The organism is Rheinheimera sp. NSM (assembly GCF_052380015.1).
GTDB lineage: Bacteria > Pseudomonadota > Gammaproteobacteria > Enterobacterales > Alteromonadaceae > Alishewanella.
In genome coordinates, this window is the sequence record NZ_JBQTCI010000013.1 from 1 (window position 1) to 15,463 (window position 15,463).

General features: G+C 48.4%; 11 protein-coding genes and 1 tRNA gene. All 12 read left to right on the forward strand.

The window, feature by feature from the left end; translation table 11 throughout:
* Positions 1-170 precede the first annotated feature (170 nt).
* The 12 genes from ACTZWV_RS19695 to fusA all read left to right on the forward strand — a co-directional run bounded on the left by ACTZWV_RS19695 (position 171) and on the right by fusA (position 15,366).
* A tRNA-Trp gene (locus ACTZWV_RS19695) sits at positions 171-247 on the forward strand.
* Positions 248-321: 74 nt separating this feature from the next.
* A complete protein-coding gene (gene secE, locus ACTZWV_RS19700; protein WP_444788170.1) occupies positions 322-696 on the forward strand; it encodes a preprotein translocase subunit SecE in 375 nt (124 codons plus the stop codon).
* A 15-nt stretch (positions 697-711) separates the two neighbouring features.
* On the forward strand, positions 712-1,239 hold the full coding sequence (nusG, locus tag ACTZWV_RS19705; RefSeq protein WP_408015069.1) for a transcription termination/antitermination protein NusG: 528 nt from the start codon (positions 712-714) through the stop codon (positions 1,237-1,239).
* A gap of 121 nt (positions 1,240-1,360) precedes the next feature.
* The gene (gene rplK / locus ACTZWV_RS19710) at positions 1,361-1,789 is read left to right on the forward strand and encodes a 50S ribosomal protein L11 (protein ID WP_027672427.1); all 429 of its coding nucleotides are present in this window, start codon (positions 1,361-1,363) and stop codon (positions 1,787-1,789) included.
* Positions 1,790-1,792: 3 nt separating this feature from the next.
* Entirely contained in the window at positions 1,793-2,494 is a 702-nt protein-coding gene (gene rplA, locus ACTZWV_RS19715; protein WP_444788171.1) for a 50S ribosomal protein L1, read from the forward strand.
* 286 nt (positions 2,495-2,780) lie between these two features.
* Complete coding sequence (gene rplJ, locus ACTZWV_RS19720) at positions 2,781-3,275, forward strand: 50S ribosomal protein L10 (RefSeq protein WP_173502800.1); 495 nt, start codon at positions 2,781-2,783, stop codon at positions 3,273-3,275.
* Between the two features lie 63 nt (positions 3,276-3,338).
* Positions 3,339-3,704 (forward strand): 50S ribosomal protein L7/L12, encoded by a 366-nt coding sequence (rplL, locus tag ACTZWV_RS19725; protein ID WP_068231325.1) that lies wholly within the window; start codon positions 3,339-3,341, stop codon positions 3,702-3,704.
* Between the two features lie 174 nt (positions 3,705-3,878).
* The gene (rpoB, locus tag ACTZWV_RS19730) at positions 3,879-7,904 is read left to right on the forward strand and encodes a DNA-directed RNA polymerase subunit beta (protein WP_444788172.1); all 4,026 of its coding nucleotides are present in this window, start codon (positions 3,879-3,881) and stop codon (positions 7,902-7,904) included.
* A 65-nt stretch (positions 7,905-7,969) separates the two neighbouring features.
* Positions 7,970-12,151: a DNA-directed RNA polymerase subunit beta' gene (gene rpoC / locus ACTZWV_RS19735; RefSeq protein ID WP_444788173.1), complete on the forward strand. Its 4,182-nt coding sequence runs from the start codon at positions 7,970-7,972 to the stop codon at positions 12,149-12,151.
* 150 nt (positions 12,152-12,301) lie between these two features.
* Complete coding sequence (rpsL, locus tag ACTZWV_RS19740) at positions 12,302-12,676, forward strand: 30S ribosomal protein S12 (protein WP_019677787.1); 375 nt, start codon at positions 12,302-12,304, stop codon at positions 12,674-12,676.
* A 90-nt stretch (positions 12,677-12,766) separates the two neighbouring features.
* Complete coding sequence (gene rpsG / locus ACTZWV_RS19745; RefSeq protein ID WP_027672433.1) at positions 12,767-13,237, forward strand: 30S ribosomal protein S7; 471 nt, start codon at positions 12,767-12,769, stop codon at positions 13,235-13,237.
* Positions 13,238-13,263: 26 nt separating this feature from the next.
* Positions 13,264-15,366: an elongation factor G gene (gene fusA / locus ACTZWV_RS19750; protein WP_444788174.1), complete on the forward strand. Its 2,103-nt coding sequence runs from the start codon at positions 13,264-13,266 to the stop codon at positions 15,364-15,366.
* Positions 15,367-15,463 lie beyond the last annotated feature (97 nt).

Sequence of the window (15,463 nt, forward strand, 5' to 3'; positions counted from 1 at the left end):
AAATCATTGCTTAATTGGCATTGATTGAAAAAGGCCCTGCGGGGCCTTTTTTATTCTTCTGTATCTTAAATATGCGGCAATCAGATACGGTAAGCTTGTTTTAGCACGCTAAGACAGTATAATGAGCGGCTATTTGAAAACCAGGCGAAATGTCAGGTTTACAACCTTGTAGGGGCATAGTTCCAATTGGTAGAACAGCGGTCTCCAAAACCGATGGTTGGGGGTTCGAATCCCTCTGCCCCTGCCAATATTTTTCGACACAGCATAAGCTCTGTCGGTAGTGTGTTGCTATAAGCAAGTCAAGGTGAAGTGAGTCAAAGCATGAACGCAGCAAGTGAAACCCCAAAAAGCGGATTTGATGTAATCAAGTGGTTGCTGGTCTTTGTTATTTTGTCACTGATAGTGGTAGGTAATTATTTATATGAGTTATCTGCATTAGAGCGTGCTATTGCCATAGTTGTGTTGGTAATTATCGCCGGCGTAGTGGCGGCACAGACGCATAAAGGCAAAACCTTTATTAACTTCGCCAAAGAGGCGCGCACAGAAGTGCGCAAAGTAGTATGGCCGACCCGGCAGGAAACTATGCAAACTACATTGGTAGTGTTGGTAGCTACGGTGATCATGGGATTAATCCTGTGGGGGCTGGACGGTATCTTATTACGCCTTGTGTCATTTTTAACAGGATTGGGGATCTAAACCATGGCAGGAAAGATGCGTTGGTATGTGGTGCAGGCCTTCTCTGGCTTCGAGCAACGGGTTGCGACCTCTCTGCGCGAGCATATCAAGATCAATCAGATGGAAGATAAGTTCGGTGAAGTGCTGGTGCCTACCGAAGAAGTGATTGAAATGCGTGCCGGCCAGAAACGTAAGTCAGAGCGCAAATTCTTCCCGGGTTACGTACTGGTGCAGATGGAAATGTGCGAAGAAGCCTGGCACTTAGTAAAAAGCGTGCCACGTGTATTGGGCTTTATCGGTGGTACTTCAGATCGTCCGGCGCCTATTTCTGAAAAAGAAGCCATGACAATTCTGAACCGTCTGCAGGATAACGTTGACAAGCCGAAGCCGAAAACCTTATTCGAAGCCGGTGAAGTGGTACGTGTTACCGAAGGCCCGTTTGCTGACTTTAACGGCGTAGTAGAAGAAGTTGACTACGAGAAAAGCCGCGTAAAAGTATCAGTACTGATCTTCGGCCGTTCTACTCCGGTAGACCTGGAATTTGCTCAGGTCGAGAAAGCGTAAAGATAAACATTGTAACCGGGCGCTGATTAAAATATAATCTGCGCCCTTTTTAACATTGGGAAGCCGTTTGAGTAAGTGTCCTCGCATTTACAAGGCTACGACCCAAAAACAGAGGTGAAACATGGCAAAGAAAGTCACTGCACTTATTAAATTGCAGGTTAAAGCCGGTATGGCTAACCCGTCGCCACCGGTAGGTCCGGCGCTGGGTCAACATGGTGTAAACATCATGGAATTCTGTAAAGGTTTTAACGCCCGTACAGAAAGCCTTGAGAAAGGTATGCCAATCCCGGTAGTAATTACTGTATATAGCGATCGTTCTTTCACGTTCGAAACCCGCACTCCTCCAGCCTCTTTCCTGTTACTGAAAGCAGCTGGTTTAAAAGGTGGTTCAGGTCGTCCTAACACCCAGAAAGTTGGTAAAATCACTGCAGCTCAGGTTGATGAGATCGTTAAGATCAAACAGCCGGATTTAACTGCTGCTGATCATGCTGCTGCGGTGCGTACTATTGAAGGTACTGCCCGTTCTATGGGTTTAGTGGTGGAGGGCTAACAGATGGCTAAATTAACTAAACGCGCTAAGTTAATCCGTTCTAAAGTGGATTCAACCCGCGAATATGATATCAACGAAGCAGTTGCTCTGTTAAAAGAATTAACAGCCGGCAAATTCCTGGAAAGCGTTGATGTTGCTGTAAATCTGGGTATCGATGCCCGTAAATCTGACCAGAACGTGCGTGGTGCTACTGTACTGCCTCACGGTACTGGCCGTACTGTTCGTGTTGCCGTGTTTACTCAGGGCGCTAACGCTGAAGCTGCTAAAGCTGCCGGTGCCGACATCGTTGGTATGGAAGACTTAGCTGAACAGGTTAAGAAAGGCGTAATGGATTTTGACGTGGTTATCGCATCACCGGACGCTATGCGTGTGGTAGGTATGTTAGGTCAAATCTTAGGCCCACGTGGTTTAATGCCTAACCCTAAAACCGGTACTGTTACCCCTAACGTAGCAGAAGCGGTTAAGAACGCGAAAGCAGGTCAGGTGCGTTACCGTAACGACAAGAATGGTATTATCCATTCTACTATCGGCAAAATCGATTTCGATGCTGATAAGTTAAAAGAAAACTTAGAAGCCTTACTGGTTGCGTTAAAGCGCGCCAAGCCTTCAGTGGCAAAAGGTATTTTCATCAAGAAAGTGACTATTTCTTCTACCCATGGTGCAGGTTTAACCCTGAGCCAGGCGTCACTGAGCGCAGTGGTTTAAGGCATAGAGCTTTACAGGGCGGTGTGATTATTTTATAATCCGCGGCTCGTTTTTAGGGTAGAAGCCGTATTTTTTCGAAAATAACGGCTTCCGTCCAAGACCGTAGGTGTCGCAATTTTCTTTTGAAATGAGTGACTTAAAACTAAAAACCTACGCAGACGGTGCAGGCCCCAGAAAGAATCAGATTCCTTCTGGTCTCACCGTAAATCGCGCGCCTTATGGCAACATAAGGCGATGTGTAGGCAAACGGGCAATAATGCCCGGATGAACCAGGAGTTAAGAGCCAATGGCTATTAAGCTTGAAGACAAAAAAGCACTTGTTGCTGAAGTCCAGGAAGCTGCCAAAGGTGCTTTATCTGCGGTAGTCGCAGACGCTCGTGGTGTCACTGTAGGCAATATCACTGCGCTGCGTAAGCAAGCGCGTGAAGCCGGTGTATGGATGAAAGTTGTCCGTAATACGCTGGTTCGCCGTGCAGTAGAAGGCACCGAGTTTGAGTGTCTGAAAGACGCATTCGTAGGCCCGACGTTAATTGCGTTCTCTAAAGAGCACCCAGGTGCTGCAGCGCGTATCTTCAAAGATTTCGCGAAAGAGAACAAAGACTTCGAGCTGAAAGGTGCAGCTTTTAATGGCGCCACAGTAAACATTGAAGTGTTAGCATCGTTACCAACTTACGACGAAGCTATTGCACGTTTAATGAGCACTATGAAAGAGGCAGCAGCCGGCAAACTTGTACGTACAATTGCCGCGGTTCGCGACCAAAAACAAGAGCAAGCCGCGTAATTTTACGCTTGGTTTGATGTAGAGTTTAATCGGGATAAGTCCCCTAATTTAGGAATCTGAGCAATGTCAGTGACTAAAGATCAAATCTTAGATGCTATCGCAGCAATGTCTGTAATGGACGTAGTTGAGTTAGTAACTGCAATGGAAGAAAAATTCGGTGTGTCTGCAGCTGCTGCTGTAGCTGTTGCTGCAGGTCCTGCTGCTGCTGCTGAAGAGCAAACTGAATTCAACGTAATTCTGGCTGGTATCGGTGCAAACAAAGTTGCTGTTATCAAAGCAGTACGTGGCGCGACCGGTTTAGGTCTGAAAGAAGCGAAAGACCTGGTTGAGAGCGCACCTGCTCCAATCAAAGAAGGCGTTTCAAAAGCAGAAGCAGAAGCTCTGAAGAAAGAACTTGAAGAAGCTGGTGCATCTGTTGAAGTTAAATAATCCGGCTTATACCGGATTATTCGCCTGAAGTTCAGGCCGGGCTGGTGATGAATTAATCACCGGCCCTTTTGCGCTGTGGGACAATGATTTCCCCACCCCTGTTGATACTATGGCTGGTATCAAAGCGACCTGTAACGGGTTGTCGGGAAAAAAATCAGCAAGCTGAGGAACCCCATGACTTACTCTTATTCTGAGAAGAAACGTATCCGTAAGGACTTCGGCAAACGTCCGGAAGTATTGGATGTGCCATACCTGCTGTCGATTCAAATTGAGTCGTTTAGCAAATTTATCGAGCCTGATCCGGAAGGAGGTTACGGTTTAGAAGCCGCATTCCGCTCTGTATTCCCTATTAAAAGCTATTCAGGCAGTGCGGAATTGCAGTACGTTAGCTACCGCATCGGGGAACCTGTATTTGATGTAAAAGAATGTCAAATCCGCGGTGTTACTTACTCAGCTCCTTTGCGCGTAAAACTGCGTATGGTGTTATTCGATAAAGAAGCACCAGGTACGATCAAAGATATCCGTGAGCAAGAAGTCTACATGGGTGAAATCCCGTTGATGACCGAAAACGGTACCTTTGTTATTAACGGTACTGAGCGCGTTATCGTTTCTCAGTTACACCGCAGCCCGGGTGTGTTCTTCGATCACGACCGTGGCAAGACCCACTCTTCAGGCAAAGTACTGTATAACGCCCGCGTTATCCCTTACCGTGGTTCCTGGTTAGATTTCGAATTCGATGCCAAAGATAACCTGTTTGTGCGGATTGACCGTCGCCGTAAGTTACCGGCTACCATTCTGCTGCGCGCACTGGAATTCAGCACCGAAGATATTCTGAGCACTTTCTTTGAAAGCACTCAGTTTGAAATTAAAGACGGTAAGTTGATGATGGCTGTAGTGGCCAACCGCTTACGCGGTGAAACAGCCGGTTTTGATATCAAAGACAACGATGGCGAAGTCATAGTAGAACAAGGCCGTCGTATTACTGCACGCCACGTGCGTCAGCTGGAAAAAACCGGCATGACCATGATGGAAGTACCACATGAGTATGTGGTAGGCCGTGTGCTGGCAAAAAATTACGCTGACCGTTCAACCGGAGAGATTATTGCCGAGGCGAACGCAGAGCTCACACTGGAGCTGTTGGCAAAACTGGCTAAAGCCGGTTACGAGAGTTTTGAAACTCTGTATATCAACGATTTGGATCAGGGCTCTTATGTTTCTGAAACCATTCGTATTGACCCAAGCAGCAACCGTATGGAAGCGCTGGTAGAAATTTATCGCATGATGCGCCCTGGTGAACCACCAACGCGTGATGCCGCTGAAACCTTATTTGAAAACCTGTTCTTCTCTGAAGACCGTTATGATTTATCCACGGTTGGCCGGATGAAGTTTAACCGTCGGGTTAACTTTGAAGAAGGCGTCGGCACCGGCGTACTGAGCAAAGAAGACATCCTGGCGGTAATGAAAGTATTAATCGACATTCGTAACGGTAAAGGCGAAGTGGACGATATCGACCACTTAGGTAACCGCCGTATCCGTTCAGTCGGCGAGATGGCAGAAAACCAATTCCGTGTTGGTTTAGTGCGTGTAGAGCGTGCAGTGAAAGAGCGTTTGTCACTGGGCGATTTAGATGCGGTAATGCCACAGGATCTGATCAATGCCAAGCCAATTTCAGCTGCAGTTAAAGAGTTCTTTGGCTCAAGCCAGCTGTCACAGTTTATGGATCAGAACAACCCGCTGTCAGAAGTTACGCACAAGCGTCGTATTTCTGCTTTAGGCCCGGGCGGCTTAACGCGTGAGCGTGCCGGCTTCGAAGTACGTGACGTACACCCGACACACTATGGTCGCGTATGTCCAATCGAAACGCCTGAAGGTCCGAACATCGGTCTGATTAACTCACTGTCTATGTTTGCCCAGACCAACGAATATGGCTTCCTTGAAACGCCGTACCGTCGTTTGGAAGACGGTGTGGTAACCGACGAAGTCGACTTCCTGTCAGCCATTGAGGAAGGTAACTTCGTTATCGCTCAGGCCAACGCTGAACTGAACGCAGAAAACCGTTTATCAGAAGAACTAGTTCCTTGTCGTTACAAGAACGAATTCACCCTGATGCCGGCTGACAAAGTACAGTATATGGATGTTGCACCACAGCAGATCGTATCGGTTGCTGCGGCGTTAATCCCGTTCCTGGAACACGATGATGCTAACCGTGCACTGATGGGCTCGAACATGCAACGTCAGGCCGTACCAACGCTGCGCGCTGATAAGCCGCTGGTAGGTACCGGTATTGAGCGCGTGGTAGCGAAAGACTCGGGTGTTACTGTGGTAGCCAAACGTGGCGGCGTGATTGACTACGTTGATGCCAGCCGTATCGTAATCAAGGTAAATGAAGATGAAATGGTAGCCGGTGAAGCCGGTATCGACATCTACAACCTGACTAAATACACCCGTTCTAACCAGAACACCTGTATTAACCAGCGTCCTTGCGTTAACCATGGCGAGCCGATTGAACGTGGCGACGTACTGGCAGACGGCCCGTCTACCGATTTAGGTGAACTGGCATTAGGTCAAAACCTGCGCGTGGCATTTATGCCGTGGAATGGTTACAACTTCGAAGATTCGATTTTGTTATCAGAGCGTCTGGTACAGGAAGATCGTTTAACCACTATTCACATTCAGGAATTAAGCTGTATCGCCCGCGATACCAAGCTTGGGCCTGAAGAGATCACCGGTGATATTCCAAACGTGGGTGAGTCTGCGCTGTCTAAGCTGGACGAAGCCGGTATCGTTTATATTGGTGCTGAAGTGAAGGGCGGTGACATTCTGGTTGGTAAGGTTACGCCTAAAGGCGAAAGCCAGTTAACGCCGGAAGAAAAACTGTTACGTGCTATCTTCGGTGAGAAAGCGTCTGATGTAAAAGACTCATCGCTGCGGGTACCAAACTCGGTAACAGGTACTGTTATTGACGTACAGGTATTTACCCGTGATGGCGTAGAGAAAGACAAGCGTGCGCGTGAAATCGAGGAAATGGAAGTCAAACAGGCGAAGAAAGACCTGAATGAAGAATTCCGTATCCTGGAAGCCGGTATTTTTGACCGTGCCCGTAACCTGCTGGAGCAAAGCGGTGTTGACCGTACCAAGCTGGATACGATGAAAGGCGATGCGCTGTTTAATCAGAGCTTAAGCGACGAAGATAAGCAGAACGACCTGGAGCAATTGGCAACCCAGTACGAAGAAATTCGCATTGAGTACGACAAGAAGTTCGAAGCCAAGCGCCGTAAGATCATCCAGGGTGATGACTTAGCACCTGGCGTATTGAAAATTGTTAAAGTGTATCTGGCGGTAAAACGCCGCATCCAGCCGGGTGATAAAATGGCCGGCCGTCACGGTAACAAGGGTGTTATCTCTACCATAGTTCCGGTAGAAGATATGCCATATGACGAACACGGTAAGCCGGTTGATATCGTGCTGAACCCGCTGGGCGTACCGTCACGGATGAACATTGGTCAGATTTTGGAAACGCACTTAGGCTTAGCGGCCCGTGGTATCGGTGACAAGATCGACGCCATGATCAAAGAGCACAAAGAAACGGCTGAAATCCGTGACTTCCTGACCAAAGTGTATGCACTGGGTGAATCACGCCAGAACGTAGACATTGCCAGCTTTACTGATGACGAAGTGCGTCGTTTAGCGCAAAACCTGCGTAAAGGCTTACCTGTTGCCACACCGGTATTTGATGGCGCGAAAGAAAGCGAAATCAAGCAATTGCTTGAGCTGGGTGACTTACCGTCAAGCGGTCAAATCACGCTGTATGATGGCCGTACCGGTAATACCTTCGAGCGTAAGGTTACCGTAGGTTACATGTACATGCTGAAACTGAACCACTTGGTAGACGATAAGATGCACGCGCGTTCTACCGGTTCTTACAGCTTAGTAACGCAACAGCCGCTGGGTGGTAAAGCTCAGTTCGGTGGTCAGCGTTTCGGTGAGATGGAAGTGTGGGCACTGGAAGCATACGGCGCAGCGTACACGCTGCAGGAAATGCTTACCGTTAAGTCGGACGACGTTAACGGCCGTACCAAGATGTATAAAAACATCGTTGACGGTGACCACAGAATGGAACCTGGCATGCCAGAATCTTTCAACGTATTAATGAAAGAGATCCGTTCGCTCGGTATTAACATCGAATTGGAAGAGGAATAAACCGACGTTAAGTTGGGGGGCAGTTCGCTGCCCCATTCCGGTTTACCTCTTACAGGAGAGCTAAGGTGAAAGACTTATTAAAGTTTCTGAAACAACAAACTAAAACCGAAGAGTTTGATGTTATCCGTATCGGTTTATCTTCGCCGGACATGATCCGTTCATGGTCCTTTGGTGAAGTGAAAAAGCCAGAAACGATCAACTACCGAACCTTTAAACCCGAGCGTGATGGTTTATTCTGCGCCCGTATTTTTGGCCCGGTAAAAGATTACGAGTGTTTGTGCGGTAAGTACAAGCGCTTAAAGCACCGTGGTGTTATTTGTGAAAAGTGTGGCGTTGAAGTAACTTTAACCAAAGTACGTCGCGAGCGCATGGGCCACATTGAACTGGCCAGCCCAACTGCCCACATTTGGTTCTTAAAGTCACTGCCAAGCCGTATCGGTTTGTTGCTGGATATGACCCTGCGTGATATCGAGCGCGTGCTGTATTTCGAAAGCTATGTAGTAACTGAGCCGGGTATGACGTCGTTAGAGCGCCGTCAGATGCTGACCGAAGAAGAATACCTTGACGTGTTGGAAGAGCATGGCGATGAGTTTGAAGCCAAAATGGGTGCCGAAGCAATTCTGGACATCTTAAAAGGCATTGAGCTGGCAACTGAAATCAAGCAAATGCGTGAAGAGCTGCCAACCATCAACTCTGAAACCAAGCGCAAGAAAATCAGCAAGCGTCTGAAACTGATGGAAGCTTTCCACACCTCCGGCAACAAGCCAGAGTGGATGATCATGACAGTGCTTCCGGTACTGCCGCCGGATTTACGTCCGTTGGTACCACTGGACGGCGGCCGTTTTGCAACCTCTGATCTGAACGATTTATACCGTCGCGTGATCAACCGTAACAACCGTCTGAAGCGTCTGTTAGATTTGTCTGCACCTGACATTATCGTACGTAACGAAAAGCGTATGTTACAAGAAGCGGTAGATGCGTTATTAGACAACGGCCGTCGCGGTCGTGCTATTACCGGTTCTAACAAGCGCCCGCTGAAATCTTTGGCCGATATGATCAAAGGTAAACAAGGTCGTTTCCGTCAGAACTTGTTAGGTAAGCGTGTTGACTACTCAGGCCGTTCGGTAATTACCGTAGGTCCTACCTTACGTCTGCATCAGTGCGGTCTGCCGAAGAAAATGGCGCTGGAACTGTTCAAGCCGTTTATCTATGGCAAGCTGGAAACACGTGGTTTAGCCACTACCATCAAAGCTGCCAAGAAGATGGTTGAGCGCGAAGAAGGCGCAGTATGGGACGTGCTGGACGAAGTTATCCGCGAACATCCGGTACTGTTAAACCGCGCACCAACGCTGCACCGTTTAGGTATTCAGGCGTTCGAACCGGTACTGATCGAAGGTAAAGCCATTCAGTTACACCCACTGGTGTGTGCGGCCTACAACGCCGACTTCGATGGTGACCAAATGGCGGTACACGTACCGTTAACTATCGAAGCTCAGTTAGAAGCCCGTGCGTTGATGATGTCAACCAACAACGTACTGTCACCGGCGAACGGCGAACCTATCATCGTACCTTCACAGGACGTTGTATTAGGTTTGTACTATATGACGCGTGATGCGGTAAACGCTAAAGGCGAAGGCATGATGTTCAAAAGTGCGAAAGAAGCTGAAAAAGCCTTCCGCGCTGACTGTGCCAGCCTGCATGCCAAAGTTAAAGTGCGTATCACTGAAGTAGAATTTGCCGAAGACGGCAGCCGTACTGAAACCACTGCAGTGCGCGACACTACTGTTGGCCGCGCCATTCTGTATTCTATCCTGCCGGAAGGCTTAGCCTTTGATTCAATCAATCAGGCTATGGGTAAGAAGCAGATTTCACGCTTATTAAACGGTGCCTATCGTCGTATCGGTTTGAAAAAGACCGTTATTCTGGCCGACCAAATCATGTATACCGGTTTCCATTACGCCATGTTATCCGGTGTATCTGTGGGTATTAACGATATGGTTATCCCGGCGGCGAAAACTGAAATCATCGACGCGGCAGAAGCTGAAGTTGCTGAAATTCAGGACCAGTTCCAACAAGGTCTGGTTACTGCCGGTGAAAAGTACAACAAAGTTATCGATATCTGGTCAACCGCCAATGAAGTGTTGTCCAAGGCGATGATGGACAACCTGTCAAAAGAAGACGTGGTTGACCGTGACGGTAATACCGTACAGCAGCAGTCTTTCAACTCGGTATATATGATGGCCGACTCCGGCGCCCGGGGTTCACCGGCGCAGATCCGTCAGCTGGCAGCAATGCGTGGTCTGATGGCAAAACCGGATGGCTCTATCATTGAAACGCCGATTACGGCGAACTTCCGTGAAGGCTTAAGCGTATTACAGTACTTCATCTCTACTCACGGTGCGCGTAAAGGTTTGGCCGATACCGCACTGAAAACAGCTAACTCAGGTTACCTGACCCGTCGTCTGGTAGACGTAGCGCAAGACTTAGTCGTTACTGAGCAGGACTGTGGTTCTGATCAGGGCATTATCATGAAACCGCTGATTGAAGGTGGTGACGTGGTTGAAGGTCTGCGTGAGCGCGTACTGGGCCGTGTGGTTATCGGTGATGTAGTATCACCAACGACCGGCGAAGTATTAATAGCTGACGGCACTATGCTGGACGAGCAACTGTGTGATGCCTTAGAGCAAAACTCAATTGACGAAGTACACGTACGTTCGGTAATTACCTGTAAAACCGACTTTGGTGTTTGCGCCAAATGTTATGGCCGTGACTTAGCACGTGGTCACCTGATCAACGCCGGTGAAGCAGTGGGCGTTATCGCTGCACAGTCAATCGGTGAGCCGGGTACACAGCTGACGATGCGTACATTCCACATCGGTGGTGCGGCATCACGGGCGTCAGCAGAGAACAGCGTACAGGTTAAAACCGCCGGTACCTTAAAACTGCAAAATGCCAAGTTTGTACGTAATGCGGATAACAAAATTGTTATCACCTCACGTTCTGCTGAAGTGACCGTATTCGACGAATTAGGTCGTGAGAAAGAGCGTTATAAGCTGCCGTACGGTTCAATCCTGACGACAGACGACAATGCCAAGATCACAGCCGGCCAAATCGTGGCAAACTGGGATCCGCATTCACACCCAATCATCGTTGAGCGCGGAGCCAAGGTTAACCACAGCGATGTGGATGACACCAACACTGAAGTGCAAACGGACGAGCTGACCGGTTTAACCCGGACAGTAGTAAAAGATTTGGCCAAGGCGAACGCCAAAGAGCCGAAACTGATCCTGACTATGGATGACGGTGCGCTGCAGGAAATCCGTTTACCAAGCTTTACCACTATCGAAGTGACTGATGGTGCCACGGTGAAAGCCGGTGAAGTATTGGCACGTATTCCGCAGGAAAGCTCGAAAACCCGCGACATCACCGGTGGTCTGCCGCGCGTTGCTGACTTGTTCGAAGCGCGTAAGCCAAAAGATCCGGCCATTCTGGCGGAAATCTCCGGTGTTATCAGCTTCGGTAAAGAGACTAAAGGCAAACGTCGTCTGTTAATCACGCCGGACCAGGGTGATGTACATGAAGAGATGATCCAGAAATGGCGTCAGGTCAATGTGTTTGAAGGTGAGCGCATTGAAAAAGGCGAAGTTATCTCTGAAGGCCCGGAATCAGCACACGATATCCTGCGTTTACGTGGTGTCCACCATGTGGCCAGCTACATTGTGAACGAAGTACAGGACGTTTACCGTCTGCAGGGCGTTAAGATCAACGATAAGCACATCGAGACCATTATCCGTCAGATGCTGCGTAAGTGCTTAATCACCAGTCCGGGTGACAGTGAATTCCTCGAAGGCGAAATGGCTGAAGTGGCCCGCGTCAATATCGCTAACCGTGAATTGGAAGCGGCCGGTAAAATGCCTGCGCAGTACGAGCGTTCATTACTGGGTATTACCAAGGCGTCATTGTCGACTGACTCGTTCATTTCGGCAGCGTCGTTCCAGGAGACCACACGCGTTCTGACTGAAGCCGCCGTAGGCGGTAAGATTGACGAACTGCGCGGTCTGAAAGAAAACGTAATTGTTGGCCGTTTGATCCCGGCAGGTACCGGTTTTGCGTATCACCAAAACCGTGCCCGTCTGCGTCAACGTGGCGGCAATAACGAAGTTGTTGAACCGGCAATGAGTGCAGAGACGGCAGAGCAAGCCTTGTCTGACGCGCTTAACATGGATTTGTCCGGTAACGACGAGTAAGCAAGGAAACAGGGCTGATTGTTGCTTAAATTAGCAGCAATTGGCTTTGTAACTTGACAGGTCAAAGCTTGACCATTAGAATTCCGCGACCCTAAATTTGGGGTGCGGAATTTTCACGTTTATTGGGTATATATTAACCAGGAGTATTTAATGGCAACAATCAACCAGCTAGTGCGTAAGCCGCGCAGCCAGAAGGTAGCCAAGAGCACCGTTCCGGCGCTTGAAGCTTGCCCGCAGAAGCGTGGTGTTTGTACCCGTGTATACACCACTACACCTAAGAAGCCAAACTCAGCATTACGTAAAGTATGCCGTGTTCGTTTAACTAACGGATTCGAAGTTTCTTCTTACATTGGTGGTGAAGGCCATAACCTGCAAGAGCACAGTGTTGTGCTTATTCGCGGTGGCCGGGTAAAAGACCTGCCAGGTGTGCGTTACCACACCGTACGCGGCACTTTAGACTGTGCCGGCGTTAAAGATCGTAAACAAGCCCGTTCTAAGTACGGCGCAAAACGGCCTAAGAAATAACGGTACTCCGTTAGTAAGGCCAAACTAAACAACTTTTTTTCTTTAATGTATTAAAAGTTTTGGAATCACCTGAAGCAATCGGAGTTACGAATGCCAAGAAGACGCGTCATAGGTCAACGTAAAATCCTTCCAGATCCTAAGTTCGGAAGTGAATTACTTGCCAAGTTTGTAAACGTCGTTATGGTCGACGGTAAAAAATCTACAGCCGAATCAATTGTATACGGCGCATTAGAGTTAGCAGCTACCAAGTCTAAGAAAGAACATTTAGACATTTTTGAAGTAGCTCTGGACAACATTCGTCCAACGGTCGAAGTTAAATCACGCCGTGTAGGTGGTTCTACCTACCAGGTACCATGTGAAGTTCGTCCTGTACGTCGTAATGCTCTGGCAATGCGTTGGTTGGTTGAAGCTGCCCGTAAACGTGGTGAAAAATCAATGGCTCAGCGTTTGGCTGGTGAAATGCTGGATGCCGTTGACAACAAAGGTTCTGCAGTGAAAAAACGTGAAGACGTGCACCGTATGGCCGAAGCTAACAAAGCGTTCGCCCATTTCCGTTGGTAAGCCCGTCTTAACAAGAGGATATTATTGTGGCACGTACAACCCCAATAGAACGCTACCGCAACATTGGTATCTGTGCTCACGTAGATGCGGGTAAAACCACCACTACTGAGCGTGTACTGTTTTACACCGGTCTGTCACATAAGATTGGTGAAGTACACGACGGCGCAGCGACCATGGACTGGATGGAGCAGGAGCAGGAACGTGGTATTACTATCACGTCCGCTGCAACTACTACGTTTTGGGCTGGTATGAATGCTCAGTTTGAGCAGCATCGCGTTAATATCATCGATACGCCGGGTCACGTTGACTTCACGATTGAAGTTGAACGTTCGCTTAGGGTATTAGATGGTGCTGTGGTTGTGTTGTGTGGGTCATCAGGGGTTCAACCGCAAACGGAAACGGTTTGGCGTCAAGCCAATAAGTATGAAGTACCGCGGTTGATCTTCGTTAATAAAATGGACCGCACCGGAGCCAACTTCCTACGCGTTGTTAAGCAGGCGCAAACGCGTCTGAACAGTACCATAGTGCCAATTCAGCTGCCGATAGGCGCTGAAGACGATTTCGCAGGCGTAGTCGATCTGATTAAGATGAAAGCCATCAACTGGAATATGGAAGACCAGGGCATGACGTTCACTTATGAGGAGATCCCGGCTGACATGCTCGAAGAATGTCAGCATTGGCGGCAAAATCTTATCGAAGCAGCGGCAGAAGCCAGCGAAGATATGATGGAGCGCTATTTAGAGGGCGACGAGTTCACTGAAGACGAAATCAAAGCGGCATTGCGTGTGTTAACACTGCGCAATGATGCGGTTTTGGTATTGTGTGGTTCTGCGTTCAAAAACAAAGGTGTTCAGGCAGTGCTGGATGCGGTAATTGAGTACTTACCTTCTCCGACAGAAGTTAAGGCTATTACCGGTATCAATGAAGACGAGTCTGAAGGCGAGCGTCACTCCAGTGACGACGAACCTTTTGCAGCACTGGCGTTTAAAATTGCTACTGATCCCTTCGTGGGTACGCTAACATTTTTCCGTGTGTATTCCGGTGTGATCAATACTGGTGACACTGTTTACAACCCGGTAAAAATGAAGAAAGAGCGTATTGGTCGTGTCGTGCAAATGCACGCCAACAACCGTCAGGAAATTAAAGAAGTACGTGCCGGCGACATTGCTGCCGGTATCGGTTTCAAAGACGTAACAACAGGTGATACCTTGTGTTCACCGGACCATATTATCACTCTGGAGCGGATGGAATTCCCGGAGCCGGTAATATCTGTTGCGGTTGAACCGAAAACCAAAGCTGACCAGGAAAAAATGGGGGTCGCGCTGGGTAAACTGGCGGCTGAAGATCCTTCTTTCCGTGTTCACACTGACGAAGAAACCGGCCAGACGATTATTTCTGGTATGGGTGAATTGCACCTCGACATCATTGTTGACCGTATGCGTCGTGAGTTCAAAGTAGAAGCCAACGTGGGTAAACCCCAGGTTTCTTACCGCGAAACACTGCGTGGCGCCACTGAAGTTGAAGGTAAGTTCGTGCGTCAGTCTGGTGGTCGTGGTCAGTTTGGTCACTGTTGGCTGAAAATTGAGCCGCAGGAAGAAGGTGCCGGCTATGAGTTCGTGAATGCAGTAGTGGGTGGGGTTATTCCAAAAGAATACATCCCGGCTATCGATAAAGGCATTCAGGAGCAAATGAAGAACGGTATTCTTGCTGGCTACCCGGTAATTGACGTTAAAGTTACTGTGTTTGACGGTTCGTACCACGATGTTGACTCAAACGAAATGGCGTTTAAAATCGCTGCTTCTATGGGCTTCAAAAAAGGTGCGCTGCAAGCCAAGCCGGTTATTCTTGAGCCAATTATGAAGGTTGAGGTGGTAACACCGGAAGACTTCATGGGTGATATTGTTGGTGACTTAAACCGTCGTCGCGGTATTATCAACGGCATGGAAGATGCACCTGGTGGTATCAAAATCGTTGATGCGCATGTGCCGCTATCTGAAATGTTTGGTTATGCAACCAACATGCGTTCGTTAAGTCAGGGTCGCGCTTCATACTCAATGGAACCATTGAAGTATGCTGAAGCTCCTAACAACGTGACAGAAGCTATTATCGCTGCGCGTAAAGCATATTAATAACTTAGTTTGGCCTGCAAAGCAGGCCGCAATTAAATAAAGAAGGGTCTATACATGGCTAAGGCTAAATTTGAACGTAATAAACCGCACGTAAACG

Coding starts and splice junctions, on each gene's coding strand:
- secE (WP_444788170.1), top strand. CDS start 322: ATGAACGCAGCAAGTGAAACCCCAAAAAGCGGATTTGATGTAATCAAG.
- nusG (WP_408015069.1), top strand. CDS start 712: ATGCGTTGGTATGTGGTGCAGGCCTTCTCTGGCTTCGAGCAACGGGTT.
- rplK (WP_027672427.1), top strand. CDS start 1,361: ATGGCAAAGAAAGTCACTGCACTTATTAAATTGCAGGTTAAAGCCGGT.
- rplA (WP_444788171.1), top strand. CDS start 1,793: ATGGCTAAATTAACTAAACGCGCTAAGTTAATCCGTTCTAAAGTGGAT.
- rplJ (WP_173502800.1), top strand. CDS start 2,781: ATGGCTATTAAGCTTGAAGACAAAAAAGCACTTGTTGCTGAAGTCCAG.
- rplL (WP_068231325.1), top strand. CDS start 3,339: ATGTCAGTGACTAAAGATCAAATCTTAGATGCTATCGCAGCAATGTCT.
- rpoB (WP_444788172.1), top strand. CDS start 3,879: ATGACTTACTCTTATTCTGAGAAGAAACGTATCCGTAAGGACTTCGGC.
- rpsL (WP_019677787.1), top strand. CDS start 12,302: ATGGCAACAATCAACCAGCTAGTGCGTAAGCCGCGCAGCCAGAAGGTA.
- rpsG (WP_027672433.1), top strand. CDS start 12,767: ATGCCAAGAAGACGCGTCATAGGTCAACGTAAAATCCTTCCAGATCCT.